The sequence below is a fragment of the Kitasatospora sp. NPDC096147 genome (assembly GCF_044763225.1).
Taxonomy (GTDB): domain Bacteria; phylum Actinomycetota; class Actinomycetes; order Streptomycetales; family Streptomycetaceae; genus Kitasatospora.
The window spans coordinates 935,484-961,391 of sequence record NZ_JBIWFX010000002.1; the positions used below are offsets into that span (position 1 = coordinate 935,484).

Annotated in this window: 25 protein-coding genes; 22 read left to right on the forward strand and 3 right to left on the reverse strand. The window is 73.6% G+C overall.

What is annotated here, in order from left to right:
* Positions 1–69 precede the first annotated feature (69 nt).
* The 8 genes from ACIRBX_RS09770 (at position 70) to ACIRBX_RS09805 (ending at position 6,764) form a co-directional block, all read left to right on the forward strand.
* A complete protein-coding gene (locus tag ACIRBX_RS09770; RefSeq protein ID WP_402295039.1) occupies positions 70–663 on the forward strand; it encodes a hypothetical protein in 594 nt (197 codons plus the stop codon).
* Between the two features lie 23 nt (positions 664–686).
* Positions 687–1,208: a hypothetical protein gene (locus tag ACIRBX_RS09775; RefSeq protein ID WP_402295041.1), complete on the forward strand. Its 522-nt coding sequence runs from the start codon at positions 687–689 to the stop codon at positions 1,206–1,208.
* 39 nt (positions 1,209–1,247) lie between these two features.
* Positions 1,248–1,895 (forward strand): UbiX family flavin prenyltransferase, encoded by a 648-nt coding sequence (locus ACIRBX_RS09780; RefSeq protein WP_402295043.1) that lies wholly within the window; start codon positions 1,248–1,250, stop codon positions 1,893–1,895.
* 120 nt (positions 1,896–2,015) lie between these two features.
* On the forward strand, positions 2,016–2,477 hold the full coding sequence (locus tag ACIRBX_RS09785; protein ID WP_402295045.1) for an Lrp/AsnC family transcriptional regulator: 462 nt from the start codon (positions 2,016–2,018) through the stop codon (positions 2,475–2,477).
* A gap of 3 nt (positions 2,478–2,480) precedes the next feature.
* Positions 2,481–3,449 (forward strand): threonine/serine dehydratase, encoded by a 969-nt coding sequence (locus ACIRBX_RS09790; RefSeq protein ID WP_402295046.1) that lies wholly within the window; start codon positions 2,481–2,483, stop codon positions 3,447–3,449.
* 46 nt (positions 3,450–3,495) lie between these two features.
* Complete coding sequence (mqnE, locus tag ACIRBX_RS09795; protein ID WP_402295048.1) at positions 3,496–4,659, forward strand: aminofutalosine synthase MqnE; 1,164 nt, start codon at positions 3,496–3,498, stop codon at positions 4,657–4,659.
* Positions 4,660–4,789: 130 nt separating this feature from the next.
* A complete protein-coding gene (locus tag ACIRBX_RS09800; RefSeq protein WP_402295050.1) occupies positions 4,790–5,722 on the forward strand; it encodes a L,D-transpeptidase family protein in 933 nt (310 codons plus the stop codon).
* Positions 5,723–5,819: 97 nt separating this feature from the next.
* The gene (locus ACIRBX_RS09805) at positions 5,820–6,764 is read left to right on the forward strand and encodes a beta-ketoacyl-ACP synthase III (RefSeq protein ID WP_402295053.1); all 945 of its coding nucleotides are present in this window, start codon (positions 5,820–5,822) and stop codon (positions 6,762–6,764) included.
* A 256-nt stretch (positions 6,765–7,020) separates the two neighbouring features.
* Here ACIRBX_RS09805 and ACIRBX_RS09810 read toward each other — a convergent pair whose 3' ends face one another.
* Entirely contained in the window at positions 7,021–7,662 is a 642-nt protein-coding gene (locus ACIRBX_RS09810; protein ID WP_402295055.1) for a TetR family transcriptional regulator, read from the reverse strand.
* Positions 7,663–8,014: 352 nt separating this feature from the next.
* On the opposite strand from ACIRBX_RS09810, the gene ACIRBX_RS09815 reads away from it, so the two are divergent.
* The 3 genes from ACIRBX_RS09815 to ACIRBX_RS09825 all read left to right on the forward strand — a co-directional run bounded on the left by ACIRBX_RS09815 (position 8,015) and on the right by ACIRBX_RS09825 (position 12,412).
* Positions 8,015–10,345, forward strand: a complete 2,331-nt coding sequence (locus ACIRBX_RS09815; protein ID WP_402295057.1) for a PQQ-binding-like beta-propeller repeat protein — start codon at positions 8,015–8,017, stop codon at positions 10,343–10,345.
* A 788-nt stretch (positions 10,346–11,133) separates the two neighbouring features.
* Complete coding sequence (locus tag ACIRBX_RS09820) at positions 11,134–11,655, forward strand: hypothetical protein (RefSeq protein WP_402295058.1); 522 nt, start codon at positions 11,134–11,136, stop codon at positions 11,653–11,655.
* A 304-nt stretch (positions 11,656–11,959) separates the two neighbouring features.
* Positions 11,960–12,412: a hypothetical protein gene (locus ACIRBX_RS09825; RefSeq protein ID WP_402295060.1), complete on the forward strand. Its 453-nt coding sequence runs from the start codon at positions 11,960–11,962 to the stop codon at positions 12,410–12,412.
* A gap of 74 nt (positions 12,413–12,486) precedes the next feature.
* On the opposite strand, the gene galE is transcribed toward ACIRBX_RS09825, so the two are convergent.
* Positions 12,487–13,452, reverse strand: coding sequence for a UDP-glucose 4-epimerase GalE (gene galE, locus ACIRBX_RS09830; RefSeq protein ID WP_402295062.1), 966 nt, complete (start codon positions 13,450–13,452; stop codon positions 12,487–12,489).
* A 149-nt stretch (positions 13,453–13,601) separates the two neighbouring features.
* Between galE and ACIRBX_RS09835 the strand changes: the two genes are divergently transcribed.
* Positions 13,602–14,741, forward strand: a complete 1,140-nt coding sequence (locus ACIRBX_RS09835) for a S1C family serine protease (protein ID WP_402295063.1) — start codon at positions 13,602–13,604, stop codon at positions 14,739–14,741.
* A 111-nt stretch (positions 14,742–14,852) separates the two neighbouring features.
* Entirely contained in the window at positions 14,853–15,506 is a 654-nt protein-coding gene (locus ACIRBX_RS09840) for a hypothetical protein (protein ID WP_402295065.1), read from the forward strand.
* 7 nt (positions 15,507–15,513) lie between these two features.
* On the opposite strand, the gene ACIRBX_RS09845 is transcribed toward ACIRBX_RS09840, so the two are convergent.
* On the reverse strand, positions 15,514–16,668 hold the full coding sequence (locus tag ACIRBX_RS09845; RefSeq protein WP_402295067.1) for a sensor histidine kinase: 1,155 nt from the start codon (positions 16,666–16,668) through the stop codon (positions 15,514–15,516).
* Between the two features lie 235 nt (positions 16,669–16,903).
* Between ACIRBX_RS09845 and ACIRBX_RS09850 the strand changes: the two genes are divergently transcribed.
* The 9 genes from ACIRBX_RS09850 (at position 16,904) to ACIRBX_RS09890 (ending at position 25,900) form a co-directional block, all read left to right on the forward strand.
* Entirely contained in the window at positions 16,904–17,311 is a 408-nt protein-coding gene (locus tag ACIRBX_RS09850) for an NADH-quinone oxidoreductase subunit A (protein ID WP_402295068.1), read from the forward strand.
* Complete coding sequence (locus ACIRBX_RS09855; protein WP_402295070.1) at positions 17,302–17,916, forward strand: NADH-quinone oxidoreductase subunit B; 615 nt, start codon at positions 17,302–17,304, stop codon at positions 17,914–17,916. Before ACIRBX_RS09850 ends, ACIRBX_RS09855 begins: the two co-directional genes overlap by 10 nt.
* Entirely contained in the window at positions 17,913–19,832 is a 1,920-nt protein-coding gene (locus tag ACIRBX_RS09860) for an NADH-quinone oxidoreductase subunit C (RefSeq protein ID WP_402295071.1), read from the forward strand. The genes ACIRBX_RS09855 and ACIRBX_RS09860 overlap by 4 nt, the downstream gene beginning before the upstream one ends.
* Positions 19,829–20,788, forward strand: a complete 960-nt coding sequence (locus tag ACIRBX_RS09865; protein ID WP_402295073.1) for an NADH-quinone oxidoreductase subunit H — start codon at positions 19,829–19,831, stop codon at positions 20,786–20,788. The genes ACIRBX_RS09860 and ACIRBX_RS09865 overlap by 4 nt, the downstream gene beginning before the upstream one ends.
* Entirely contained in the window at positions 20,788–21,333 is a 546-nt protein-coding gene (locus ACIRBX_RS09870; protein WP_402295075.1) for a NuoI/complex I 23 kDa subunit family protein, read from the forward strand. The genes ACIRBX_RS09865 and ACIRBX_RS09870 overlap by 1 nt, the downstream gene beginning before the upstream one ends.
* Positions 21,334–21,395: 62 nt before the next feature.
* On the forward strand, positions 21,396–21,968 hold the full coding sequence (locus ACIRBX_RS09875) for an NADH-quinone oxidoreductase subunit J (protein WP_402295286.1): 573 nt from the start codon (positions 21,396–21,398) through the stop codon (positions 21,966–21,968).
* A gap of 5 nt (positions 21,969–21,973) precedes the next feature.
* Complete coding sequence (gene nuoK, locus ACIRBX_RS09880) at positions 21,974–22,327, forward strand: NADH-quinone oxidoreductase subunit NuoK (RefSeq protein WP_402295076.1); 354 nt, start codon at positions 21,974–21,976, stop codon at positions 22,325–22,327.
* Entirely contained in the window at positions 22,324–24,348 is a 2,025-nt protein-coding gene (locus tag ACIRBX_RS09885) for an NADH-quinone oxidoreductase subunit L (protein WP_402295078.1), read from the forward strand. The genes nuoK and ACIRBX_RS09885 overlap by 4 nt, the downstream gene beginning before the upstream one ends.
* Before the next feature lie 28 nt (positions 24,349–24,376).
* A complete protein-coding gene (locus tag ACIRBX_RS09890; RefSeq protein ID WP_402295080.1) occupies positions 24,377–25,900 on the forward strand; it encodes a NuoM family protein in 1,524 nt (507 codons plus the stop codon).
* Positions 25,901–25,908: the final 8 nt, after the last annotated feature.

The following is a 25,908-nucleotide window of genomic DNA, read 5'->3' on the forward strand; positions in this document are numbered from 1 at the left end:
GGCACGGCGGCTGCGGCGCCCGGGGCATGACGTACCCTCGCCCGCAGTGAGCGAGCGGACGGGGCGGGGATGACGGTGCGGCACGACGGCGCGGCCGAACTGACGGTGCGCCAGCAGGCGGTGCGGGTGTTGCTGACCCTGGTCGGGCTGGTCGTGGCGGCGCAGGTGGTGGGGTCGGCCGCGACCATGACCGGCGGGCTCGCGGTGATCCAGGAGCTGGACCGGCCGGTCACCTGGCTGGTGGTCTGCGCACTCGCGCTCACGGGTGCCGCGGTGGCCGCCGCTCGTACCACTGCCGCCCGGGTGCTGGCCGTGCTGGGGACCGGGCCGGTGGCGCTGCTGGCCGTCCCGGTGTTCCTGTTCGCCTCCGCCGGCTGGGAGGAGACGGCGCGTCACCCGGCGCCGGGCGGCGTGCACAGAGACCTGGTGGTGGAGGAGGGCAGCGACCTGATCGATCCGCTCTGGGCGGTGTCCGTCCGGCAGGGGAGCGGGATCACCGCCCACCGCTGGAAGGTCGGCGAGTTCAACGGTGACGATCCCGCCGACGAGCTGGTGTCGGTCGGCTGGGACGGCCCGGACCGGATTCGGCTGACCCGGGGCGACGGGCGGGTCCAGCTGGTCGAGCTGGCACCCGACGGCAGGCCCCGTACGGAGGTGCGGTAGTGCGCTGGAAGGGATCTGCGGCGGTGGCCGCGATCGCGCTCGGGCTGGCGGCGGCCGGCTGGGCGGGGAGCCGGGACGGCGGGCCGGTGGTGCTGGGGGTGCTCGCGCGGCCGGTGGTGGCGGTCGGTCTGCTGGCGGCGCTGGCGGCCGTGCTGTCGGTGGCCGTGCTGCGCGGGACGCGGGCCCGGGTGGTGACCGCGCTGGTCGCCGCCACGCTGCTGACGGCGCTGCCGGTGGTGCACTTCGCCTCCGAGGGGGCCGAGGTGACGGCGCGTCATCCGGCCCCGGGCCGGGCCGACCGCACCCTGGTGGTGGAGCGGGCCACCCGGGTGAGCGCACCCCCGACCCGGGTCTACGTCGAGCAGGGCAGCGGCCTGGCCAAGCGCCGCTGGCAGGTCGGCCGCTTCGCCGACGACCTGCTCGGTGCCCGCTGGGACGGCCCGGACCGGATCGCGGTCGGCACCGCCGACGGGCGGACGGTCCGCTGGCACACGGTCGACCTCGCCCCCGACGGGCGGACCGGCGCACCGTCGCCCGGTGGCTGATCCGACCCCACCGAGGAGGCAGCGCCTAGGGTGCCGGACATGAGCACAGATCAGCCGCATGTCCGCCGGCCCTGGGTGGTCGGAGTCTCCGGGGCGTCCGGGACGCCGTACGCCACCTCGGTGATCCGGGCGCTGCTGGCGGCCGGGGAGAGCGTCGACCTGGTGGTGAGCCGGGCCGCCCGGCTGACCATCCTGGACGAGACCGGGATCGCCTTCCGGGACGCCCACTGGCAGCGGGACCTGGCCGAGTGGCTGGGGACGGAGGAGCTCGACGGGGTCCGGTACTGGCCGGCCGGTGACTTCGCGGCCGGGCCGTCCAGCGGTTCGTACCCCGCGAAGGGGATGCTGGTGGTCCCGGCCACCACCGGGGCGGTGGCCGGGATCGCGCTCGGGCTGAGCAAGGACCTGCTCCAGCGGGCCGCCAGCGTCACGCTCAAGGAGCGCCGCCCGCTGGTGGTCTGCCTGCGCGAGACGCCGCTCAGCGGGGTGACGCTCCGCCACCTGGTGGAGCTGGACGCCCAGGGAGCGGTGGTGCTGCCCGCCTCGCCGGGCTTCTACGCCGGCGGCTCCACGGCCCGGGAACTGGTCGATTTCGTGGCCGGGCGGGTGCTGGACGCGGTCGGTGTGCCGCACACGCTCTACCGGCGTTGGGAGGGAGAGTTGGGCGACGGCGGCAAGGTCGGGTAAGCGGGCGGCCACCGGGAAGGTATGTTCTCTGAGATATCCGGGTCGATCTGAGCATGTCGCCTTCGAAACCGGATAATGATCTGTGGGTCTGGAGAGGTTCGGAAGGACGCGGGCGGATACATGGACACGGTGGACAGACAGCTCATCCAGGCCCTCCGGGAGAACGGCCGGGCCTCGTACGCCGAACTCGGCCGCCTGGTCGGCCTGTCCGGCCCGAGCGTCACGGACCGGATCAACCGGCTGGAGCAGGCCGGGGTGATCACCGGCTACCGGGCCACCGTCAACCCGGCCTCGCTGGGCTTCGGCGTCACCGCGCTGATCGGTCTGCAACTGACCGACGCCGCCGACCACGAGGACGTGGCGCACCGGCTGAAGGACCTCGGCGAGGTCGAGGACTGCTGGTTCATCGCGGGGGACGACTCGTACATGCTGAAGGTCCGGGTCTCCGACGTGGAGGGCCTGGAGTCGGTCGTGAAGCGGCTCTCCGGCACCAAGGGGGTGGCCCGCACCAGGACCACCGTGGTGCTCTCCACCAAGTGGGAGAACCGGGTGAGCGAACTGCCGTTGGAGACAGGGGAGTAGACGATGGCACTGGTCGGTCTGGAGGAGCTGCGCACCGCGCAGCGGCGCATCGAGGGCGTGGCGGTCAGGACGCCGCTGCTGCCCGCCCCCTGGGCGGAGGACGGTACCCGCCGGCTCTGGCTCAAGCCCGAGAGCCTCCAGCCGACCGGCGCCTTCAAGCTCCGCGGGGCGTACAACCGGCTCGCCGCGCTGAGCGAGGCCGACCGGGCCCGCGGCGTGGTCGCCCAGTCCAGCGGGAACCACGCCCAGGCGGTGGCCTACGCCGCCCAGCTGCTCGGCATCAAGGCCGTCATCGTGATGCCGGACGTCTCACCGGCCGTCAAGGTCGAGAACACCCGCGCGTTCGGCGCCGAGGTGATCCTGGTCGCCCCCGGGGAGCGGGACACCCTGCCGGCCGAGCTGGCGGAGCGTCACGGCTACGTCTGGGTCCCGCCCTACGACGACCCGTACATCATCGCGGGCCAGGGCACCGTCGGCCTGGAGATCGCCGAGGACGCCCCGGACGAGCTGGACACCGTGCTGGTGCCGGTCAGCGGCGGCGGCCTGATCAGCGGCACCGCCGCCGCGCTCAAGCTGGCCTGCCCGGGCGTCAGGGTGATCGGCGTGGAGCCCGAGCTGGCCGCCGACGCGCAGGCGAGCTTCCGGGCCGGCGAGCGGCTGAGCTGGTCCACCGACCTGACCTACCGGACGATCGCCGACGGGCTGCGCACGCCCAGCGTCGGGGTGCTGCCGTTCGACCACATCCAGGCGTACGTGGACGACGTCGTGACCGTCTCCGAGGAGGAGATCCGGCACACCGTCGCCCTGCTGGCCCGGCGCGGCCGGCTGGTCGCCGAGCCGTCCGGGGCGGTCGCCCCGGCCGCCTACTTCCACCGCGCGGCCGAGCTGGACGGCCGGGTCTTCGCCGCCGTGGTCAGCGGCGGGAACGTCGACCCGGGGCTGCTGGCCGAGCTGTTGGCCCAGGGGGCGTAGGCTCGTTCACGGTCGATAACCGAGGCACGAGGAGGCGGGGCACCGCATGGACGCAGGGCTCAAGCGCGAGCTGGAGGCGAAGGTCTACGCGGGTGAGCGGCTGACCCGCGAGGACGGCATCGCGCTCTACGAGAGCGACGACCTGGCCTGGCTCGGCGGTCTGGCACACCACGTCCGGACCGAGAAGAACGGTGACGTGGTCCACTTCAACGTCAACCGTCACCTCAACATGACCAACGTCTGCTCCGCCTCCTGCGCGTACTGCTCGTTCCAGCGCAAGCCGGGCGAGAAGGACGCGTACACCATGCGGATCGAGGAGGCGGTGCGGCTCGCGAAGGCGATGGAGGTCGACTCGCTGACCGAGCTGCACATCGTCAACGGCCTCCACCCGACGCTGCCCTGGCGCTACTACCCGCGCTCGCTGCGGGAGCTGAAGGCCGCGCTGCCGAACGTCTCGCTGAAGGCGTTCACCGCCACCGAGATCCACTGGTTCGAGCGGATCAGCGGCCTGACGGCCAGTGAGATCCTGGACGAGCTGATCGACGCCGGTCTGGAGTCGCTCACCGGCGGCGGCGCGGAGATCTTCGACTGGGAGGTCCGCCAGCACATCGTCGACCACGAGACCCACTGGGAGGACTGGTCGCGGATCCACCGGCTGGCGCACGAGAAGGGCCTGAAGACCCCGTGCACCATGCTCTACGGCCACATCGAGGAGCCCCGGCACCGGGTCGACCACGTGCTGCGGCTGCGTGAGCTCCAGGACGAGACCGGCGGCTTCCAGGTCTTCATCCCGCTGCGCTACCAGCACGACTTCCACGACTCCAAGGACGGCGTGGTCCGGAACAAGCTGATGGCCCGCACCGAGATGGCCACCGGCGCCGAGGCGCTGAAGACCTTCGCGGTCTCCCGGCTGCTCTTCGACAACGTGCCGCACGTCAAGGTCTTCTGGGTGATGCACGGCGTCACCACCGCGCAGCTGGCGCTCAGCCACGGCGCCGACGACATGGACGGCTCGGTGGTCGAGTACAAGATCACCCACGACGCGGACAACTTCGGCACCCCGAACAAGCTGGGCCGCGACGACCTGCTCGACCTGATCCGGGACGCCGGCTTCCGCCCGGTGGAGCGCAACACCCGCTACGAGGTCATCCGCGAGTACGACGGCCCGGACCTGGACCGCCGGGAGACCCCGCAGGCGATGCGCCTCTGAGAACCGCGTCACACCGTCCCCGGCGGGGCAACCTCCCGCCGGGGACGGTGCGTACCCGAGCGCGTATGCTCACAGGCTCACCACACGCCGAGGGTTCCGTCCCGGCCCGCGGCTTTGGAAGGATCGCTGCATGTCCGGTTCCCATCGCGCCCAACCCCGAAGCGGGGCGGCCTCCGCCCCCGTCACCGCGGAGATCCCCCGGCAGCGCGGGCACCGGCGCAAGCCGAAGAAGAAGAGCGTCGGCGGCAAGGCCGCGCTGGGCTCCACCGCCTTCCTGCTGGCCGCCGTCTCCGGCTGGTTCACCGTCGGCCCCGGCAACGCCGAGCCCCGGGTGACCGCCGCCGGCGTGCCGGACCTCCCGCTCCCTGACGGACCGTCGGGCGCCACGCCGTCCGCCGACCCGGTGCAGGCCAAGGCCGACCAGCGGACCGAGCAGCCGGCCGCCGACCGCTCCGACCGGGGCGACGGCACGGTGGCCGCGATCCCCGGCATCGGCCCGAAGTTCGCCGCCCAGATCTCCGCCGACACCAAGCAGCTGGTGGTGGCCACCGGCCAGGCCGGTGACGCCTCGGAGACCACCGTGGTGCTCTGGACCAGGACCGACGACAACCGCTGGAAGCCGGGCGCCACCTGGCAGGGCCACAACGCCAAGCAGGGGTGGACCAGCACGAAGAAGCAGGGCGACCTGCGCAGCCCGATCGGCGTCTTCGCGCTGACCGACGCGGGCGGGCGCAAGGCCGACCCGGGGTCGAAGCTGCCGTACGACCAGGACAAGGCGTTCGTGATCGGCGGCACCGGCTTCAACGGCGAGCAGCTGGCCGGCTCCTTCGACTACGTGGTGGCGATCAACTACAACCGGGTGCCCGGCACCTCCCCGCTCTCCACCAAGTACCCGATGGGCATCGCCAAGGGCGGCGGCATCTGGCTGCACGTGGACCACGGCGGCCCGACCCACGGCTGCGTCTCGCTGCCCGAGGCGCAGATGGTCGAGCTGATCAAGGCCCTCGACCCGGCGGCCAAGCCGGCCATCGTGATGGGTGACGCGGCCTCACTCGCCGCCTGATTCCGGGGGAGTTGTCCAGGCCCTACAGCTTCCGTGCCCGTTCGTTGTGCCGGTGCGTGACCTCGCGACTCGTCGGTAACGCTGTTGAGTGGGCAGTATGACCGCCTCCCGCATCGTGGCGCTCGGCCACTACCAGCCGCCCAAGGTCCTCTCCAACGACGACCTGGCGACGCTGGTCGACACCGACGACGAGTGGATCCGCTCCCGGGTCGGCATCCGCACCCGGCACATCGCGGAGGACGAGAGCGTCGTCGACCTCGCCACCGAGGCGGCCCAGAAGGCGCTGGCCCACAGCGGCCTGCTGCCGGAGCAGATCGACCTGGTGGTGGTCGCCACCTGCACCGCCACCGACCGCAGCCCGCACACCGCCGCCGCGGTGGCCGCCCGGCTGGGCGTGAAGAGCCCGGCCGCCTACGACATCAACACCGTCTGCTCCGGCTTCTCCTACGCCCTGGCCACCGCCGACCACGCGATCCGGGCCGGCGCCGCCACCCGGGCGCTGGTGATCGGCGCCGAGCGGATGTCCGACACCATCGACTGGTCCGACCGCACCACCTGCGTGATCTTCGCGGACGGGGCCGGCGCCGCCGTGCTGGAGGCCGTGCCGGACGAGCGTGCGGGCATCGGCCCGGTGCTCTGGGGATCGGAACCGGACAAGGGCGACGCGGTGGTCATCACCGGCTGGGACCCGACGATCAGTCAGCAGGGCCAGACGGTCTTCCGCTGGGCCACCACCCAGCTCGCCCCGCTGGCCCGGCAGGCGTGCGCCAAGGCCGGCGTGGAGCCGTCCGAGCTGCGCGGCTTCGTCGCGCACCAGGCCAACCTGCGGATCATCGACGCCATCGCGGCCAAGCTCGGCCTGGCCGAGGACGCGGTGGTGGCCCGGGACGTGGTCGAGTCCGGGAACACCTCGGCCGCCTCCATCCCGCTGGCGCTCTCCAAGCTGGTCGAGCGCGGCGAGCTGCGCAGCGGGGACCCGGTGCTGCTGTTCGGCTTCGGTGGCGGGCTGGCGTACGCCGGCCAGGTGGTCCGCTGCCCCTGACTCCCCCCGTCCGCCGCCGCCGACCCCTCGTCGGCCGCCGCTGACGCCCCGTCGGCCGCCGTGCGGCCGCCCCCGACAACCCGGGACGCACCCCCGGGACGGCGAAGGACCCCGGGCCCACAGGGCCCGGGGTCCTTCGCGTCGACGGGAGCGTGCTGCGCGGAATGTGCGGTCGGCCAACCTCCCCCGAGGACACGGCCGGCGTCCGGCACGTCCCGGACAGGAAACCGGGACGGAGCACGCGTGGACGGGTGGGTTACTTGGGCGGCTTCTTCCCGGTGACGCCCAGGTAGATCTGGAGCGCCAGCGTCGGCTTGAGGTCCTTGGCCTTCACGCCCCAGGAGGTGAACGCCTTGGTGTGCTCGGCCGCCGAGGCGAGCAGCGAGACCAGGGCCCCGGAGAGTCCGGAGGCGTCCACCGACCTGTCGGTCTTCCCCTGGTTGGCCGAAATGGCCTCGGCCAGGGGCCCGGCGACCGAGTTGAGGACCTTCATGCGGATCTTGAAGAACCGCTTGTCCCCTTCGGCTGCACCGAGAGTGACGACCCGGAGAATGGCATCGTTCTTGCGCCAGAAGGCGAGAAATCCTTCCACCAGGTCTTCCGACGTGGTGAAGCCGGTCTTTCCCGCCCAGGACTTTCCATCGACGAGCTGCTTGAGCTCGACGCTGTCCTCGGCCATTTCCTCGGCGATTTCGAGGACTGCGCCCTCGACGTCCGGGAAGTACTGGTAGAAGGTCGCGGGGGAGGTGCCTGCCATCCGGGCGACGTCGATGACCTTGACGTCCCGGTAAGGCGACGTGCTGAGCATCTCGCGGAGGCAGTCGAGCAGCTTCTGCCGCGTCTCCTGTCCGCGTCGCCCGGCGACGCGACCGTCGACGGTGCGAACTTGTCCTGTCATGCCGTCAGCTTACCGTGGCGGGATCTTGGCGCGATTCGGTGATGCGACTATTAGTCCGCTCGGGTTGATGGATATTCAGTTCCCCGGCTCCGAGACCGTTCCCCCCCGTGATCTGACGGGACCACAGCGTGACGGGTCGTCGGCTGAGGACCCGTCGGGTGGCACAGAGTGACGGTCCCGGTGCCACGGGTCCGTCCCGGCCGTCGGTGCGTCAGATCCCTTGCGGGAAGGGCCGGAACCCGCCCCGGCCGGGGAAGCGGCGGGGGAGATTGGATCAGGCGGGGCGGGCATTGGAGAATCGGGGGCGTCGCGCTCCCGACGGGCGGCGGCACGACGGGGAGGTGGCTGCGGAGTGGACCAGCTTTCGGCGCACGATCCGAGGCGGATCGGGCCCTTCGAGGTGCTCGGGCGGCTCGGCGCGGGCGGGATGGGTCTGGTCTACCTGGCGCGCTCCGCCTCCGGCCGCCGGGTGGCGATCAAGACGGTGCGGGCCGAGCTGGCCGAGGACGACCTGTTCCGGGTCCGGTTCGCCCGGGAGATCGCGGCGGCCAAGACGGTCGGCGGGTTCTACACCGCCGCCGTGGTGGACGCGGACGCCGACGCCCGGGTGCCCTGGCTGGCCACCGCGTACGTCCCGGCGCCCTCCCTGGAGGACCTGGTGGCCCACTGCGGCCCGCTCCCGGTGGACGCCGTCCGCTGGTTGATCGCGGGCATCGCCGAGGCGCTGCAGTCCATCCACGCGGCCGGGTTGGTGCACCGCGACCTCAAGCCGTCCAACGTGCTGGTGGTCGAGGACGGACCCCGGGTGATCGACTTCGGCATCGCGGCCGGCGTCTCCAGCTCGCGGCTGACCATGACCAACGTCGCCGTCGGCACCCCCGCCTACATGTCGCCCGAGCAGGCCAAGGACAGCCGCAGCGTGACGGGCGCCAGCGACGTCTACTCGCTCGGCTCGCTGCTGGTCTTCTGCGCCACCGGCCACGCCCCCTACCGGGGCGCCAACCCGGTCGAGACGGTCTTCCAACTGCTGCGCGACCAGGCCGACCTGACCGGCCTTCCGGCCGAGCTGCACGACCTGGTGCGGGCCTGCATGCGGCAGGAGGCGGCCGAGCGGCCGACCCCGGCCCAGATCCAGGCCGAGCTGGCCCCGCACCTGTTCTCCCGGGACGACGCGGCCGGGGAGGCCGACGACTGGCTGCCCGTCAGCGCGATCGACCTGATCGAGCAGAAGCGCAACCGCCGGCCCCCGGCCCCGCCCGCTCCGCCGCAGCCCCCGGTGATGCACCAGCAGCCTCCGGTGGGACCGCCGATGGGTCAGCCGGCGGGTCATCCGGCGGGGGCGCCCGGACCGGCCGCCGAGCGGGCCACCGAGAAGGTCGCCGCCCGGCCCGGCCAGGGCGGACCGGCGCACGGTGCACCGGGGCACGGAGCGCCCGCCCAGGGCGCCGTCCGGCTGCCCGGGGCCGCCGTACCGATAGGGCCCGGTCCCCGGGCCGAGGCGGCGCCCGGGGGGATGACCGGACCGGGCACCGACTGGGTGCGGCGGACGACCCCGGCCGGCGGGGCCGCCCCGACCGGGGCCGAGCCGCCCGCCGTGCGGTGGCGCCCCTGGCGGTTCCGGATGTCCAACGACGTCTGGGGCACCCCCGTGGTCGCCGACGGCACCCTCTTCGTCTCCAGCTTCGAGGTGCACGCCCTCGACATCGGCTCCGGCCAGCGCCGTTACAAGACCCGGGACGTGGCCTGGGCGCTCGCGGTCGACTCCGGCCGGGTGCACGCCGCCGACGGCCCGCACCTGTACACCGTCGACGTCCGGGACGGCACCGAGCGCTGGCGCAACTCGCTGGACGGCTGGATCTACTCGCTGGACGCCGCCGACGGCGTGCTCTGCTGCGGCGTCAGGGGCGGTGGCGTCCAGCTCCGTTCGGCCGCCAGCGGCGCCGAGCTCTGGCGGGCCGACGACGCCCAGCAGGACTACGAGAACCCGCAGTCCGGCCCGGCCCTGGTGGCCGGCGCGGCGTACTACCACGGCGGCGGACGGCTGCGCTGCGTCGATCCGCGCGGCGGCGGCATCCGGTGGGCCTTCCCGGTCGGCGAGGGAGTGCCGTCCCGCCCGGTCGAGCACGCCGGCGTGCTCTACCTGACCTCCGGCACCCGGGTGTTCGCCCTGGACGCGGCGACCGGCGCCGAGCGCTGGCGGTTCGAGGCGGCCGTGGTGCTCTTCACCCCGCCCGCCGTCGACAACGGCGCGGTCTACGTCGCCGACTACCTCGGCACCGTCTACTCGCTGGACGCCGCCACCGGCCGGGACCGCTGGCGCGGCCGGACCGGCAGCCGCCAGGGCGCCGAGCCCGTGGTGGTGGCCGGCGGCACCGCCCTGGTCGGCGCCGGGGACACCCTGCACGCCTTCGACACCGCCTCCGGCCACGAGCGCTGGCGCTACCGCGCCCGGGGCGACCTGGTCGGCACCCCGGCGGTCGCTGACGGCCTGGTCCACCTCGGCAGCCGTGACCACTCGCTGCACACCCTCGACCTGACCACCGGTCAGCTCCGCTGGGAGCTCGGCACCAAGGGCGAGCTCACCGGCTCCCCGGTGGCGGTCGGGGGGAGGGTCTTCGTCGGGTCGAAGGACCGGTGCGTCTACGCTCTGGATGCCTTCTACGGCACGGCCGTACCGAACTGACGGGGCGCAACGGGGGGATGACGGGGATGGAGACGGCGGCGGAGCTTGCGGGGAAGCCGGAGCGCCCGGCCGAGCCGGCGGCTGCGGGCGGTGCGGGGCGTCAGCCTCGGCCGGAGCCTGCGGACGGCGCGGAGCCTGCGGCGGGCGTGGCGGCCTCGGAGGGTCTGACCCTGTCCGCCGGTCCGGATCCTGTCGAGGAGTCGGCGGCTGCGGGGCGTCGGCCTCGGCCGGAGGTCTCGGTCCCGTCGGCCGGTCCGGAGCGCGCGGGCGGCCTGGAGGACTTGGGGAGGCCGGAGCCTGCCGACGAGTCGGCAGAGGCGGGGAGTTCGGCTCGTCCGGTGGTGCCGGTCCCGTCGACTGGTCCGAGGCCTGCGGGTGGCCCGCGAGTCTCGGGGGAGCCGGAGTCTGCCGGGGAGTCGGCGGCTGCGGGGCGTCGGCCTCGGCCGGAGGTCTCGGTTCCGTCGGCCGGTCCGGAGAGGGCGGGCGGCTTGGAGGACTCGGGGAGGTCGGAGCCTGCCGACGGGTCGGCTGAGGCGGGGAGTTCGGCTCGTCCGGTGGTGCGGGGGGTGCCGGTCCTGTCGACTGGTCCGAGGCCTGCGGGTGGCCCGCGAGTCTCGGGGGAGCCGGATCCTGTCGAGGAGTCGGCGGCTGCGGGGCGTCGGCCCCGGCCGGAAGCCTCGGTCCCGTCGGCCCGTCCGGAGAGGGCGGGTGGCCCGAAGGACTCGGCGAGGGTGCCGTCTGCCGGCGGGTCCTCGGCCATGGACGGCGCTGGGCGGCCCAGGCCTCCGGTGGACCCGACGCCCCCGGAGCCGGCCGAGGCCGAGGAGTCCGCCGAGGCCGGGGAACCGGTGCGGGCCCAGGAGCGTGCGGCGGCGGCCTATCTGCTCCGGCGTCGTCGGCGGCGCCGCCGTCGGCGCAAGGGCATGGCGGTGGGCTGCATAGTGGTGGCGGTGCTGCCGGTGCTGGGGGTCGGCGGCCTGGTGGCGGCCTCCGCGGCGCGAGAGCGGGACGCGAAGTCCCGGGCGGTGGCGGAGGCGGACCGGGCGGCCGAGACCTTCGTTGCCTCGGTCGCCGGTCTGGACTACACCCAGGGCGTACCGCAGGACGGTCTGGCGAGCGCTGCTGCCGCAGGCAAGGTCCGGCTGAGCGAGGTCCGGCCGGGCCCGGGATGGACGGCCGAGGTGCGGCTGCGCGTGGAGCGGGGGTACACCTCGTCGCCCGTGCCGATGCGGCTGACCGCAAAGCGCTGCTACCGCCTGGTGCTGGGTCTCCCAGGCCCGGCTCCGGCCGTCACGGGGTCGGACTGCTGACGCGCTGACCCCACCGTCGGGGTGGGCCTGGTCGGACTGCGGTGATCCGCACAGGAACGGCGGATCTCCCGGGCCGCGACCGGACGGGGGATCGAGTTCGTCCGGAAGTCGTCGGCGGGCGTCCGGAATCGACGCTCCGGGCATCCGGGGGGTTTCGGTGGCCCGGGCGGCCCACCACCTCGGTCGTCACGGCATCCACCCGCGCCACCGATCCGTGAAATCACCTTGATCCGAAGGAAGTTGACCACTTCGGGTGCTCTGACGGCCTGGTCGGTGCACTGAACGGTCCGCGAGGATACCGGGCATGACGTACTTCGAGGGGACGTGGTGGCCGGCGGATGAGCAACGGCCGCGCGAGCACCAGGGGTGTGCGGCCGGGTGCATCGTACTGACGGCGCTTCCGGTGCTGGCTGTCGCGGTTCTCTTCGTAGGCACTGCGCTGCAGAACCGCGAGCAGCGGGCGGACGCCGTGGCCGAGGCGGATGCGTTGGCAGCGCGGTTCGCCGGGTTGGCGGGCCGGTTGGACTACGCGCACGGGGTGCCGGAAGCCGGGCTGAAGGCACTGTCCGACAAGTCGAATGAGTACGAGCTGCTGAGTGTGACGCCTGGGGAGGGGAGGGCGGTGGAGGTCGGCTTGCGGGTGGAGGTCGGGCTCGCCCAGGCCCCCGCGCCGATGGCCGGCAACCTGACCAGGTGCTACCGGGTCCGGCTCGGGGAGCCGGGGCCCGTCCCCGTGCCGCGGTCGGTGGACTGCTGAGGCACGGTCGGCAAGGGCCCGGGGCCGGGCCGTCCCTGAGCTTCCGTCAGGGACGGCCCGGCCCCGGGCGTGCGTCAGGGGCGGTGCGGCCAGGCGGCCCAGGCCGAGCCGATCATCGCGTCCAGGTCGTGCGCCGCCTTCCAGTCGAGCTCACGGTGGATCAGCTCGGCCGAGGCGACCACGCCGGCCGGGTCGCCGGCCCGGCGCGGGGCGATCTGCGGCGGGGTGGTGAGGCCGGTGATCCGGGCGATGGCGGCGATCATCTCCAGGACCGAGACGCCCTCGCCCCGGCCGATGTTCAGGGTCAGCGCGATCGGCTGCTCGGCTGCCTCCAGTCGCCGGACGGCGGCCAGGTGGGCCGAGGCGATGTCCGCGACGTGGATGTAGTCGCGGACGCAACTGCCGTCCGGGGTGGCGTAGTCGTCGCCGAAGACCAGCGGGGCTTGACCGGTCGTCAGTCGCTGGAGCACCATCGGCACCAGGTTGGAGACGCCGTCGTCGGCCAGCTCCGGCGCGGCTGTCCCGGCCACGTTGAAGTAGCGCAGCGAGACGGTGGACAGCCCGTGGGCGTGGCCGGTCGCCTTCACCATCCACTCACCGGCGAGCTTGGACTCGCCGTACGGGTTCATCGGCGCGCACGGCGTCTCCTCGGTGATCAGGTCGACGTCCGGCATGCCGTAGACGGCGGCGGAGGAGGAGAACAGCACGTGCCGCAGACCGCCGGCCACGGCGGCCTCCAGGACGTTCTGGAGGCCGGTGAGGTTCTCCCGGTAGTAGCGCAGCGGCTGTTCGACGGACTCGCCGACCGCCTTCTTGGCCGCGATGTGCACCACGCCGGTGACCGCGTGCTCGGCGATCACCGCGTCCAGCGCGGCCCGGTCCAGGGTCGAGCCGACGACCAGCGGCACCCCGGCCGGCAGCCGGGACGGCGAGCCGCTGCTCAGGTCGTCCAGCACGACCACCCGCCGCCCGTCCGCGACCAGCTCCCGCACGACATGTCCGCCGATGTAACCGGCCCCGCCGGTGATCAACCAGGTCATGGTCGAGAGCCTATGCCGCCGCCGCGGTGCCCCCGGAGCGGAGCCTGACAGCGCGTCGGTTCCACAAATAGGGACATTAAGGTGCAATCCTGCCAAAGCTGCCCGGGGTTCGACGGCAGCTGTCGGCGTACGAACCGGAGGAAGCCCAGGTGCACCCGAAGAAGGAACCCACTCGCCCCGTCCCGGCCGGCCCGCGCCCGACCGGCCCCCGGCTGCTGCTCCCCGGAGCGGCGTTGCTGGCGACTGCGGCGCTGGTCACCGGGTGCAGCAGCGGCGGCAGCTCCTCCTCGCCCGCCGCCTCCTCCTCCGCCTCGGCCTCCGCGTCCGCCACGCCCTCCGCCGCCGCCGCGCCCGGGGCGAACCAGCTGCAGAACGACTACCAGCGGGTGATCTCCGAGGTGCTGCCCTCGGTGGTGCAGATCACCACCGGCACCGGCCTGGGCTCCGGCATCGTCTACGACGACAAGGGCCACATCGTCACCAACGCCCACGTGGTCGGCACGGCCAAGACCTTCACCGTCACGCTGGCCAACAGCAGCAAGACCCTGGACGCCACCCTGGTCGCCAGCTACCCCGAGTCCGACCTCGCCGTCATCAAGCTCGGCAGCCCGCCGAGCGGCCTGAAGCCGGCCGTCTTCGGCGACTCCGGCAAGGTCGAGCTGGGCCAGATCACCCTGGCCATGGGCAGCCCGCTCGGCCTCTCCTCCTCCGTCACCCAGGGCATCGTCTCCGCCACCGGCCGGACCGTCTCCGAGCCCAAGGGCGGTGACTCCCCGGGCGCCACCATCGGCAACATGGTGCAGACCTCGGCTGCCATCAACCCCGGCAACAGCGGCGGCGCCCTGGTGAACCTCGCCAGTCAGGTGATCGGCATCAACACCCTGGCCGCCACCGACCCCGACAGCAACGGCGGTGCGGCCCCCGGCATCGGCTTCGCCATCCCGGCCGCCACCATCACCAGCATCGCCGACCAGCTGATCAAGGACGGCAAGGTCACCAACTCCGGCCGGGCCGCCCTCGGCATCACCGCCCGGACCGCCTTCAACGCCGACTTCCAGCCGATCGGCGTGGTCGTCTCCGCCGTCACGGACGGCGGCCCCGCCGCAGCGGCCGGCCTCCAGGCCGGTGACGTCATCACCAAGCTCGGCGACACCCCCATCACCACCATGAACAGCCTCACCACCGCCCTGGCTTCGCTCCAGCCCGGCGCCAAGGTCCCCGTCACCTACCAGCGCGACGGCAAGGCCACCACCACCGACGTCACCCTCGGCACCCTCCCGACCGGCTGACGCCCCCTCGACCCCCGGGCCCGGCAGGCCCACCCGCACCGCGCAAGGGTACGGACGCCTGCCGGGCCCGGTGCTGGTAGCGTCCCGCTCCTCGGACACGGAGGGGGCGAGGTGAGCAGCGCCAGGCAGGTGACGGCCGATTGGGCCCGGGTCTTCACCGGTTTCACGGCCTGGCGGTCGCTACGGCTGGTCCGGCGTATCGGCCCGGTGCTCCAGGGCATCACCCTGGACCGGAGCGGCGCGGGGGACGCCTACCACCCCACCGCCCACCTCCATGCCCTGACCCGGCCCTTCCCGGTGGTCACGCTCGGGCTGGACCAGCGGCTGAGCGGTGCGTCGGGGATGCCGGAGGCCGTCCGGTTCGCCCGCCATGCGGCCGACTTCCCGGCGGCGGCCGAGCGGTTGGCGGCCCAGAGCGTCCTCCCGCTGCGCGAGTCGCCGACCGTCGCCGAGATCGTCCGGGCCCTCCAGAACCGCGCCACCGCCCACCGGACGAAGGGCTGGCCACCTGCCGTGCAGGTGGTCGAGGACGCCGTCCTGGTCTCCGCCGCAGTGGCCGATCGGGAGCTCATCGGGAGCAGCCTCGACCTGGCCCGTCAACTGTCCCGGACCTGGTCCAGCGGACGGCTCCCCCTCGACTGGCCCGGCACCGATGCCTGGCTCGCCGCCCTGGAACGCCGTGCGGCCGACCCCGACGCCCTGGCCGCCGTCGTGGCCGGGCAGATCGCCGTGCACGGGCTGGCGAAGGTCCGGACCGCCGCCTGACGGTGGGTCAGCCGCGCTGGGTGCGGGTGTGCCAGGGGAGTTCGACGGTGACGGTGGTGGGGCCGGCGGGCGGGCTGTCGATGAGGAGGAGGCCGTCGACGGCGGAGACGCGGTCGGTGAGGCCGGCCAGGCCGGAGCCCGGGTGGGGGGCGGCGTTGCCCTGGCCGTCGTCCTTGACCTGGAGGATGAGGCGGTCGTCGGTGCGCCAGGCCTCGACGGAGGCGGTGGTGGCGCGGGCGTGCTTGGAGACGTTGGTGAGCAGCTCGCTGACGGTGAAGTAGGCGATGCCCTCGACGGCGGAGGCCGGTCGGTCGGGCAGGTCGACGTGGACGGTGACCCCGCCGGGGACGGTGCAGCGGGCGGCGACGGCGGAGAGCGCGGCGTCGAGTCCGCGGTCGGTCAGGACGGCGGGGTGGATGCCCCGGGCCAGGTCGCGGAGCTCCTGGAGGGCGAGCTTCACCTCGCCGTGGGCGGCGTCGACCATCACGGCCGCCGCCTCGGGGTCCTCGGTGAGCTTCTCCTTGGCCAGGCCGAGGTCCATCGCGAGGGCGACCAGCCGGGCCTGCGCGCCGTCGTGCAGGTCGCGCTCGATCCGGCGGAGGTCGGCGGCGGCGGTGTCGACCACCACGCCCCGGTCGTCCTCCAACTCGCGGACCCGCTCGGAGAGCGCACTGGGCATCAGCAGACTGTCCGTCAGCATCCGGTCGACGGCGAACAGGAAGCGCATCGCCCACGGGAGGATCGGCCAGCCGACGACCAGCAGGACCAGGGTGAGGGCGAAGGAGAGGATCCCCCACGGCACCAGCACCAGGCAGTAGAGCGCCGAACGCCAGGAGAGCGAGTCGGTGATCTGGGCGGTGACCCGGCCGGCCACCCCGGGGCGGGTGATCCGGGCAGGCGGCGCCACGACCGGGGGCTCGCCGGTGACCAGGGCGGAGCGCCGGCGGCCGAGCGCGCCGAGCGAGCGGCTGGTGCCGAGGCCGAAGGCGAGCAGCGGCAGGCCGATGACGGTGATGGAGAGCCCGAGGCCGGCGACCAGCAGGACCGAGGTCGCGGCGAACCCGAGGACGCCCACCGGCAGGTTGAGCAGCAGGTGCTGGACCTGCCGCCACATCAGCCTGCCGTACAGCGGGGGTCGGAGGTTCTGGTTCTCCTTCGTCATGTGCCCAAGCCTCTCAGTAGATCTTCGGTGCCCAGCATCGCGGGCCGGGCCGGGCGGGGGCCATGAGGGCAGTGGGCGTCCACAGGGTGGGGATATCCCCACCCCACCCGCCGTCCACCGGCTGTCCACCCGCCGTCTTGCTGGTCGGGCACGGTGAGGCGGTCGGGGGCCGTGCACATAGACTCACGCTCTGACACTGCTGGGGCGCGTGAGTAGAAGACAGAGAGGCGGACCCATGGAGGGGCAGTTGGCCGCTGCCGACCCTGCTGCGGGAGCCGGCTATTTCGACGCCTACGCGGCCGTCGGCCTGCTCGCCGTGGTCGGCGTGCTGTTCGTCGCGGTCTCGTTCACGGTGAACCGCCTGCTGCGGCCGGTGGTCCACTCGCCGGAGAAGCTGCTCGCCTACGAGTGCGGCGTCGACCCGGTGGGCGAGGGCTGGGCGCACACCCAGATCCGCTACTACGTCTACGCGTTCCTCTACGTCATCTTCGCGGTGGACGCCATCTACCTCTTCCCGTGGGCGACGGTCTTCGCCGACCCGGGCTACGGCGGGGCGACCCTGATCGAGATGTTCGTCTTCATCGGCTTCCTGGCGGTCGGTCTGCTGTACGCCTGGAAGAAGGGCGTTCTGGAATGGACCTGAGCCACGACCACGGCGGCCCGGTGCCCCTCGGCATCCCGGACCCGGCCAACCCCGGTGCGGTGGAGGTCCGCAGGGTCGGCCCGCTGGCTCGGCTGGCGCCGGACCCGGTGAAGGTGGTGCTCAACTGGGGCCGCCGGTACAGCCTCTGGTGCTTCAACTTCGGACTGGCCTGCTGCGCGATCGAGTTCATTGCCGCCTCGATGGCCAAGCACGACTTCATCCGGATGGGCGTGATCCCGTTCGCCCCCGGCCCGCGGCAGGCCGACCTGATGATCGTCTCCGGCACCGTCACCGACAAGATGGCCCCGGCCGTCAAGCGGCTGTACGAGCAGATGCCCGAGCCGAAGTACGTGATCTCCTTCGGTGCCTGCGCCAACTCCGGCGGCCCGTACTGGGATTCGTACTCCGTCACCAAGGGCGTGGACCAGATCATCCCGGTGGACGTCTACGTGCCCGGCTGCCCGCCCCGCCCGGAGGCGCTGCTCCAGGGCATCCTCAAGCTGCAGGAGACGATCGCGGCCGAGTCGCTGCCGCAGCGGTACGCGGCGCCGGACGCCGCGCTGCGCCGCCCGCTGGTGGCCGGTCCGGAGGCGGAGCAGAAGTGACGGACCCCCAGATCACCGCCGAGGCGGCGGTGGAGGCGTTCGGCGAGTGGGCCACCGCTTCCGAGGCGTACCAGCTGCTGACGGTGGACGTGCCCGCCGAGCACTGGATCGAGGCGCTCACCACCGCCCGGGACGGGCTCGGCCTGGCCTTCTTCGACTGGCTCAGCGCGGTGGACGAACTGGCCGACGGCTTCTCCGTCGCCGCCCACCTCGCCGACGCGGGCTCGGGTACCGGCCCGGTCCGCCACCTGCTGCTGCGCACCCGGGTGCCGCGCGGCGCCGCCGCGCTGCCCACCGCCGTCGGCGTGTACGCCGGGGCCGGCTGGCACGAGCGGGAGACCGCCGAGATGTTCGGCATCGACTTCACCGGCCATCCGCACCTGATCACCCTGCTGCTGCCGGACGGCTTCGAAGGCCACCCGCTGCGCAAGGAGTTCGTGCTCGCGGCCCGGGTCGCCAAGGCCTGGCCGGGCGCGAAGGAGCCCGGCGAGAGCGAGGGCGACGGGCCCGCACGCCGGAAGATGCAGCCGGCCGGCGTGCCCGACCCGAACGAGTGGGGTCCGCTCAAGGGCACCCTGCCGCCGATCGCCGAACGCCCCGCCCGGGCGGCCCGTACGCCGCGCGCGGCGGCTGCCGCCGGGGCGGAGGGCGCGGAGGCCCGCCCGCGCCGGACCCGTTCCATCGGCGACGGCTCGGTCAGCCAGGCGGCGGAGGCCACCCCGGCGGCCGAGGCCGCGCCCCGTCCGCGCCGGACCCGCTCGATCAGCGACGGCTCGGTCAGCCAGGCCCCCGAGGCCGGACCGGCCGCCGAGGCGGCTCCGAGCCCGCGCCGCAACCGCTCGATCAGCGACGGCTCGGTCAGCCAGAGCGCCACCCCGGCCGACGCACCGTCACGCCCGGCCCCGCGCTCCGCTGACGCCCCGTGGCACAACCCGGCCCCGTCCACCGACCAGCCCGCCGCCCCGGCCCGCCCCGCACCCCCGGCACCGCCGGTCAGCGGCGGCCCCGGCGCCCCGGCCGTCCCGGCCACCCCGAAGCCCGAGCCCGAGCCCGAGCCGGACCCCACCGCCGCACCGGGGGAGGCCGTGCGGCCTGCGCCTGCGGCGGTGCCGGAGGTGGACGTCAAGCCTGGGCCCGCGTCGGTGCCGGTGGCTGGGCCTGATGCCGCACCGGAGGCGGAGCCCGCCGCTGCGCTAGGGGAGGCCGTACAGGCTGAGCCTGCGGCGCCCGCGCCCGTGCCCGTGTCGGTGCCGGAGACGGATCCCGCTGCCGCGTCGCAGGCGAGCCCTGTGCCGGAGACGGACGTCGAGCCTGAGCCCGCGTCGGCTGCCCAGCCTGGGCCCGCGTCGGTACCGGAGACGGATGCCGCTGCCGCGTCGCAGGCGAGCCCTGCGCCGGAGGCGGAGCCCGCTGCTGCGCCAGGGAAGGCCGTGCAGGCTGATCCCGCGTCAGCGGCGCCCGCGCCCGCCCCCGTGCCCGCGTCGGTGCCGGAGACGGATCCCGCTGCCGCGTCGCAGGCGAGCCCTGCGCCGGAGGCGGACGTCGAGGCTGAGCCCGTGTCAGCTGCCCAGCCTGGGCCCGCGTCGGTGCCGGATCCCGCTGCCGTGCCGCAGGCGAGCCCTGCGCCGCAGGTGGAGCCCACCGCTGAGCCGGGGGAGGCCGCGCAGGCTGAGCCCGCGTCAGCGGCGCCCGCGCCTGTGCCGGAGGCGGACGTCGAGTCTGAGCCCGCGTCGGCGGTGCAGGCCGAGTCTGCGTCCGGGCCGGAGCGTGCTGCCGGAACGCAGCCCGAGACCGCCGCCGCGCCGGAGGCGAGCCCCACACCGGAGGCCGCGGTGAAGAAGTCCGAGTCCGCCCCCGCGCCGGAGGCGAAGAAGCCCGCCGCCGAGGCGGGGCCGCAGGAAGGAGAGGACGCGTGAGCCTCCTCGAAACGCTGCTGCGCTGCGTCGCGGTGCTGGTGGTCTTCCTGGTCGCCCCGCTGCTGATCGGCCAGACCGAGCACAAGGTGATGGCGCACATGCAGGGCCGCCTCGGCCCGATGTACGCGGGCGGCTTCCACGGGTGGGCCCAGCTGGTGGCCGACGGCGTGAAGTTCGTGCAGAAGGAGGACATCGTCCCGGCCGAGGCCGACCGTCGGGTCTTCCACCTCGCGCCCGTCGTCGCGCTGCTCCCGTACCTGGTCGTGCTGCTGGTGATCCCGGTCGGCCCGGACGGCTTCGTCGGCCAGTCCGTCGATGCGGGGATCTTCTTCGTGCTCGCGGTGATGGGCATCGGCGTGCTCGGCTCCCTGATGGCGGGCTGGGCCTCGGCGAACAAGTTCTCCCTCCTCGGCGGGCTCCGCACCGCCGCCCAGCTGATGGCGTACGAGCTGCCGATGCTGCTGGCGGCCGCCTCCGTCGCGATGGCGGCCGGCACCCTTTCCCTCCCGGGCATCCTGGAGGGCTTCCAGTGGTGGTGGGTGCCGTGGCAGATCACCGGCGCCTTCGTGTTCTTCGTGGCGGGCCTCGCCGAGCTCCAACGCCCGCCGTTCGACATGCCGGTGGCCGACTCCGAGATCATCTTCGGCGCGTACACCGAGTACACCGGCATCCGCTTCGCGTTCTTCCTGCTCTCCGAGTACGCGGGCATCCTGGTGGTCTCCGCCCTCACGGCGGTGCTCTTCCTGGGCGGCTGGCACGGTCCGTTCGCCGACCAGCTCGGCTGGCTCTGGACGATCCTGAAGACCTTCGCGCTCGCCCTGGTGGTGATCTGGCTGCGCGTCACCTGGCCGCGCCTGCGCGAGGACCAGCTGATGAAGTTCGCCTGGACCACGCTGATCCCGCTGGCCCTGGCCCAGCTCGCGCTGACCGGCATCGTGAAGGTGGCGATCCAGTAATGAAGCTCCCCGGCTCCGGCCTGGCCAAGGGCCTCGCCGTCACGCTCCGCACGATGACGAAGAAGACCGTCACCGCGCAGTACCCGGACGTCCAGCCCGAGCTCGCGCCCCGCACCCGCGGCGTGATCGCGCTGCTGGAGGAGAACTGCACGGTCTGCATGCTGTGCGCCCGCGAGTGCCCGGACTGGTGCATCTACATCGACTCCCACAAGGAGACGCTGCCCGCCGCCGACCCGAACGCCCGCGCCCGCACCCGCAACGTGCTGGACCGCTTCGCGATCGACTTCTCGCTCTGCATGTACTGCGGGATCTGCATCGAGGTCTGCCCGTTCGACGCGCTGTTCTGGTCCCCGGAGTTCGAGTACGCGGAGACCGACGTCCTGGAGCTCACCCACGAGAAGGAGCGGCTCCGGGAGTGGATGTGGACGGTGCCCGCACCGCCCGCGCTGGACCCGGCGGCCGAGGAGCCCAAGGAGATCGCGATGGCCCGCAAGGCCGCCGACAAGGCCGCCGCCGCCCTGGCCAAGGAGGCTGACGAGCAGTGAGCCTCCTCGCCGCCGCCGGTTCGCTGGAGCCGGCCACCCGTTCCTTCCTCTCCCCGACCGGCATGGAGATCGTCTTCCTGCTGGTCGGCGTCGCCGTGCTGGGCGCGGCGGTGCTCACCGTGACCACCCGTCAGCTGGTGCACGCCGCACTCTGGCTGGTGGTGGCGCTCGGCGGCCTGGCCGTCGAGTTCCTGCTGCTCACCGCCGAGTTCATCGCCTGGGTGCAGGTGCTGATCTACCTCGGCTCGGTGGTCGTCCTGGTGCTCTTCGGGCTGATGCTCACCAAGGCCCCGATCGGCCGCTCCCCGGACGCCGACTCGGGCAACCGCTGGGCCGCGCTCGCCGTCGGCCTGGCCTCGGCCGCCGTGCTGGTGACCCTGCTGGTGGACGCGTTCCGCACCTCCTGGATCGACCTCGGCGCGGGCGGCGGCAGTGCGAAGGCCACCGGCACGTACCTGTTCCGGCACTGGGTGCTGCCCTTCGAGGCGCTCTCGGTGCTGCTGCTGGCCGCACTGGTCGGGGCGATCGTGCTCTCCCGCAGCAAGGACGGCGACAGGCCGAAGCCCCGCCCCGGCAAGCTCCGGGCGGGCCGGGCGACGACCGCCCCGAAGCCCACCGCCCCGAAGGAGCGCTGAGCGCGATGCACCTCGCCTACCCCGTCGTGCTCGCCGCGCTGCTGTTCAGCGTCGGCGTCTACGGCGTGCTCGCCCGGCGCAACACCGTCCTGGTGCTGATGTCCGTCGAGCTGATGCTGAACGCCGTCAACCTCAACCTGGTCGCCTTCGACGTCTGGCTGCGGGACACCCTGCACGCCGGGCAGGCACTCACCCTGTTCACCATCACGCTGGCCGCCGCCGAGATCGGTCTCGGCCTGGCCATCGTGCTGCTGGTCTTCCGTACCCGTGGCACCGCCGACATCGACCGGGTCGACGGCCTCGGTGACGACCCGTCAGCAGACGCCGACGCAGCAGAGCCGGCGGAGGCCGCCGCATGAACCTCGCCCTCCCGATCCTGGTCCCGGTGCTCCCCGCGCTGGGCGCCGCCGCCACCCTGGCGACCGGCCGGCGCGCTCCCGGCCTGGCCAGGCCGCTGGCCGTGCTGCCGGTGCTCGCCTCGGCGGTGCTGGCCCTGGTCGCCGCGCTCCGGCTCGGCACCGACGGCACCCTGGACGCCGCCACCCGGCTGGCGCCGACCGGCGGCCCGGACCTCTCGCTGGCGATCCACCTGGACGGCTACTCGTCGCTGATCTCGGTGCTGGTCGGGCTGGTCGCCACCTGCGTGCAGGTGTACTCGACCGCCTACCTCAAGGACGACCCGCGCTACCCGTCCTACGCCGCGCTGGTCTCGCTGTTCACCGCCGCGATGTTCCTGGTCGTCTACTCCGGGGACCTGGTGGTGCTGCTGGTCGGCTGGGAGGTGATGGGCATCTGCTCGTACTTCCTGATCGGCCACCACTGGGAGACCGCCGACGCCCGCTCGGCCAGCCTCAAGGCCTTCCTGGTCACCAAGCTGGGCGACGTGCCGTTCCTGATCGGCATCTTCCTGCTCGGCGCGGACGCGGGCACCTTCCGGATCGACGGGGTGCTCAAGGCCGCCACCGAGGGCCAGCTCTCGCACCCCACCCTCACCGCGCTGCTGCTGCTCGGTGGAGTGGCCGGCAAGAGCGCGCAGTTCCCGCTGCACACCTGGCTGCCGGACGCGATGGCCGGCCCGACGCCGGTCTCCGCGCTGATCCACGCCGCCACCATGGTGGCGGCCGGCATCTACCTGGTGGCCCGGCTGCTGCCGGTCTTCCTGGCCTCCACCGCCGCGCTGGTGGTGCTGGCGGTGATGGCCGCCGTCACCATGGTCGGGTCCGCGCTCTGCGCGCTGGCCCAGGACGACCTGAAGCGGGTGCTGGCGTACTCGACGGTCGGTCAGCTCGGCTACATGGCGGGCGCGCTGGCGGTCGGCGACCGCCAGGCGGCGGTCTTCCACCTGGTCGGGCACGGCGCCTTCAAGGCACTGCTGTTCCTGGCGGCCGGCGTGGTGATCCACGCCGCGCACACCAACTCGCTGGCCGCCCTGGCCCGCGTCCCGGACCTGCGCAGGCAGGTGCCGGACGCCTACTGGACGATGGGCATCGCGCTGGTCGCCCTGGTCGGGCTGCCGCCGTTCACCGGCTTCTTCACCAAGGAGTCGGTGCTCACCGCCGCCGAGCACGCCGCCACCGGCGAGGCGCTGACCAACGGCCTCGGGCCGGTGAGCGCCGTCCCGTCCGCGGCCGGCTGGATCGTGCTGGTGGCCGCCGGGCTGACCGCGCTGCTCACCGCCGCCTACGCGGCCCGGCTCTGGCTGCTGGCCTTCCACAGCTCGCTGGTGCCGCCCGGCCTGCCGAAGCTCGCCCCGTACTCCCCGGAGATCGACGAGGCGGACGAGGAGCAGGCCGAGCCGCCCGCCATGCGCTGGCCGCTCTGGGTGCTGGCCGTGCCGACCATGGCCTTCGGCGTCTTCGGCCTGCGCGCCGACTGGCTGCCCGCGCTGCTGGACGGCGGCGAGCTCCGCCCGTCCACCGCGACGGCGGTGATCGGCACCGGCCTGGCGGTGGCCGGTCTGCTGATCGGCTGGGCGGCCTGGCGGACCGTCACCTCCCGGGCGATCGACGCCGCCGCCCGGGTGCCCGAGCAGCCCGGGGCCCCGGCCGCCGAGTCGCTCACCCCGGTGGTGCCCAAGCCCGCCCCGGCCACCGACCCGGGCCGGCTGCTGCTCGGCCCGCTGCACGGGCCCGCGCTGCACGGCTTCCACGTGGACGCGCTGTACTCCGCGCTGTTCGTCCGACCGACGGCCGCCGCCGCCCGGCTGGTCCGCTTCCTGGACCGCGAGGTCGTCGAGACCTACGTCCAGGGCACCGGCCAGGGCGCCCGGCTGCTCGGCTGGGCCGTCCGCAAGGCCCAGACCGGCAACGCCCAGACCTACCTGAGCGCGCTGCTCGCCGCCGTGGTGCTGCTCACCGTCCTGGTGGCGGTGGGCACGTGACCCTCTCTCATCGGATCGGAGGCCGTCGGTGAACGCGCTTCTCATCGGCCTCCTGCTGCTGCCCCTGCTCGGCGCCGCCGCCACCCTGGCCCCGCTCGGCGAGCGGGCCGCGCTCCGCCTCGGGGTCGGCGTCACCGGCGCGGTGCTGCTCGGCGGCATCGCGGTGGCCGCCGCCTTCGACCACGACCGGCCCGCCGCGATCCAGGGCGTCACCGACGTGGCCTGGATCCCGGCGATCGGCGTCCGCCTGCACCTCGGGGTGGACGGCATCTCGCTGCCGCTGGTGGTGCTCACCGCGCTGCTCACCTTCCTCTGCGCGGTGTACTCCACCAAGCGGCTGCCGGACGGCCCCGGTGCCCGGGCCTTCACCGGCCTGGTGCTGCTCCTGGAGGCCGGCATGCTGGCCACCTTCCTGGTGCTGGACCTGGTGCTGTTCTTCCTGGCCTTCGAGATCGTGCTGATCCCGATGTACTTCCTGATCGCCCGCTGGGGCAGCGGGCAGCGCGTCCCGGCGGCCAACCGCTTCATCCTCTACACCCTGCTCGGCTCCGCCGTGATGCTGCTCGGCTTCCTGCTGATCGGCCATCAGACCGGCACCTTCGACATGACCGAGCTGGCGCGGCGGCACGGCTCCGGCCTCGGCCACGGCACCCAGGTGATCGCCGCCCTGGCCATCCTGATCGGCCTCGCGGTCAAGGCCCCGGCCTTCCCGCTGCACAGCTGGCTGCCGGACGCGCACACCGCCGCGCCCACGGCCGGCTCGGTGCTGCTGGCCGGCGTGATGCTCAAGATGGGCACCTACGGCCTGGTCCGGGTGCTGCTCCCGGTGGTGCCGGACGGCACCGCCACGCTGGCCCCGTACCTCGGCGCGCTGGCGGCGGTCGGCATCGTCTACGGCTCGCTGGCCTGCCTGGCACTGGCCCGGCCCGGTGCCAAGGGCGACCTCAAGCGGCTGATCGCGTACTCCTCGGTCGGCCACATGGGCTTCGTGCTGCTCGGCATCGCCTCGATGACCCCGGCGGGGGTGAACGGCGCGCTGTTCGCCAACATCGCCCACGGCCTGATCACCGGCCTGCTGTTCTTCCTGGTCGGCGCCGTCAAGGACCGCTACGGCACCGCCGACCTGGACACCCTGGCCGGGGCCACCGGCGCCGCGCTCTACGGCCGGGCGCCCCGGCTCGGCGGGCTGCTCGCCTTCGCCGCCGTGGCCAGCCTCGGCCTGCCCGGCCTGGCCGGCTTCTGGGGCGAACTGCTCGCCATGTACGGCGCCTTCGAGCCGGCCGCCGGCCTGTCCCGACCGGCCTTCCTCACCTACCTGGTGCTGGCCGGGCTCGGCACCCTGCTCACCGCCGCCTACCTGCTGATCGTGGTCAAGCGGGTCTGCATGGGCGACCCGGCGCAGGACGGTCCGGCCGAGCTCGCCGACGTGCAGGGCCACGAGGCCGTCAGCTGGACCCCGCTGGCCGCCCTCACGCTGCTGGCCGGGCTCTGGCCCGCGCTGCTGCTCGGGCTCTCCGACCCGGCCGTCAAGCACCTGCTCGGGGGTGGCTGACCCGTGCT

Bases quoted from the DNA above. Each gene is read 5' to 3' on its own strand.
- ACIRBX_RS09825 (WP_402295060.1), top strand. From the start codon at position 11,960: ATGACGTACTTCGAGGGGACGTGGTGGCCGGCGGATGAGCAACGGCCG.
- ACIRBX_RS09810 (WP_402295055.1), bottom strand. From the start codon at position 7,662: ATGACAGGACAAGTTCGCACCGTCGACGGTCGCGTCGCCGGGCGACGC.
- ACIRBX_RS09845 (WP_402295067.1), bottom strand. From the start codon at position 16,668: ATGACGAAGGAGAACCAGAACCTCCGACCCCCGCTGTACGGCAGGCTG.
- ACIRBX_RS09855 (WP_402295070.1), top strand. From the start codon at position 17,302: ATGGACCTGAGCCACGACCACGGCGGCCCGGTGCCCCTCGGCATCCCG.
- ACIRBX_RS09770 (WP_402295039.1), top strand. From the start codon at position 70: ATGACGGTGCGGCACGACGGCGCGGCCGAACTGACGGTGCGCCAGCAG.
- mqnE (WP_402295048.1), top strand. From the start codon at position 3,496: ATGGACGCAGGGCTCAAGCGCGAGCTGGAGGCGAAGGTCTACGCGGGT.
- ACIRBX_RS09875 (WP_402295286.1), top strand. From the start codon at position 21,396: ATGGAGATCGTCTTCCTGCTGGTCGGCGTCGCCGTGCTGGGCGCGGCG.
- ACIRBX_RS09790 (WP_402295046.1), top strand. From the start codon at position 2,481: ATGGCACTGGTCGGTCTGGAGGAGCTGCGCACCGCGCAGCGGCGCATC.
- nuoK (WP_402295076.1), top strand. From the start codon at position 21,974: ATGCACCTCGCCTACCCCGTCGTGCTCGCCGCGCTGCTGTTCAGCGTC.
- ACIRBX_RS09780 (WP_402295043.1), top strand. From the start codon at position 1,248: ATGAGCACAGATCAGCCGCATGTCCGCCGGCCCTGGGTGGTCGGAGTC.
- ACIRBX_RS09870 (WP_402295075.1), top strand. From the start codon at position 20,788: ATGAAGCTCCCCGGCTCCGGCCTGGCCAAGGGCCTCGCCGTCACGCTC.
- ACIRBX_RS09800 (WP_402295050.1), top strand. From the start codon at position 4,790: ATGTCCGGTTCCCATCGCGCCCAACCCCGAAGCGGGGCGGCCTCCGCC.
- ACIRBX_RS09885 (WP_402295078.1), top strand. From the start codon at position 22,324: ATGAACCTCGCCCTCCCGATCCTGGTCCCGGTGCTCCCCGCGCTGGGC.
- ACIRBX_RS09850 (WP_402295068.1), top strand. From the start codon at position 16,904: ATGGAGGGGCAGTTGGCCGCTGCCGACCCTGCTGCGGGAGCCGGCTAT.
- galE (WP_402295062.1), bottom strand. From the start codon at position 13,452: ATGACCTGGTTGATCACCGGCGGGGCCGGTTACATCGGCGGACATGTC.
- ACIRBX_RS09785 (WP_402295045.1), top strand. From the start codon at position 2,016: ATGGACACGGTGGACAGACAGCTCATCCAGGCCCTCCGGGAGAACGGC.
- ACIRBX_RS09805 (WP_402295053.1), top strand. From the start codon at position 5,820: ATGACCGCCTCCCGCATCGTGGCGCTCGGCCACTACCAGCCGCCCAAG.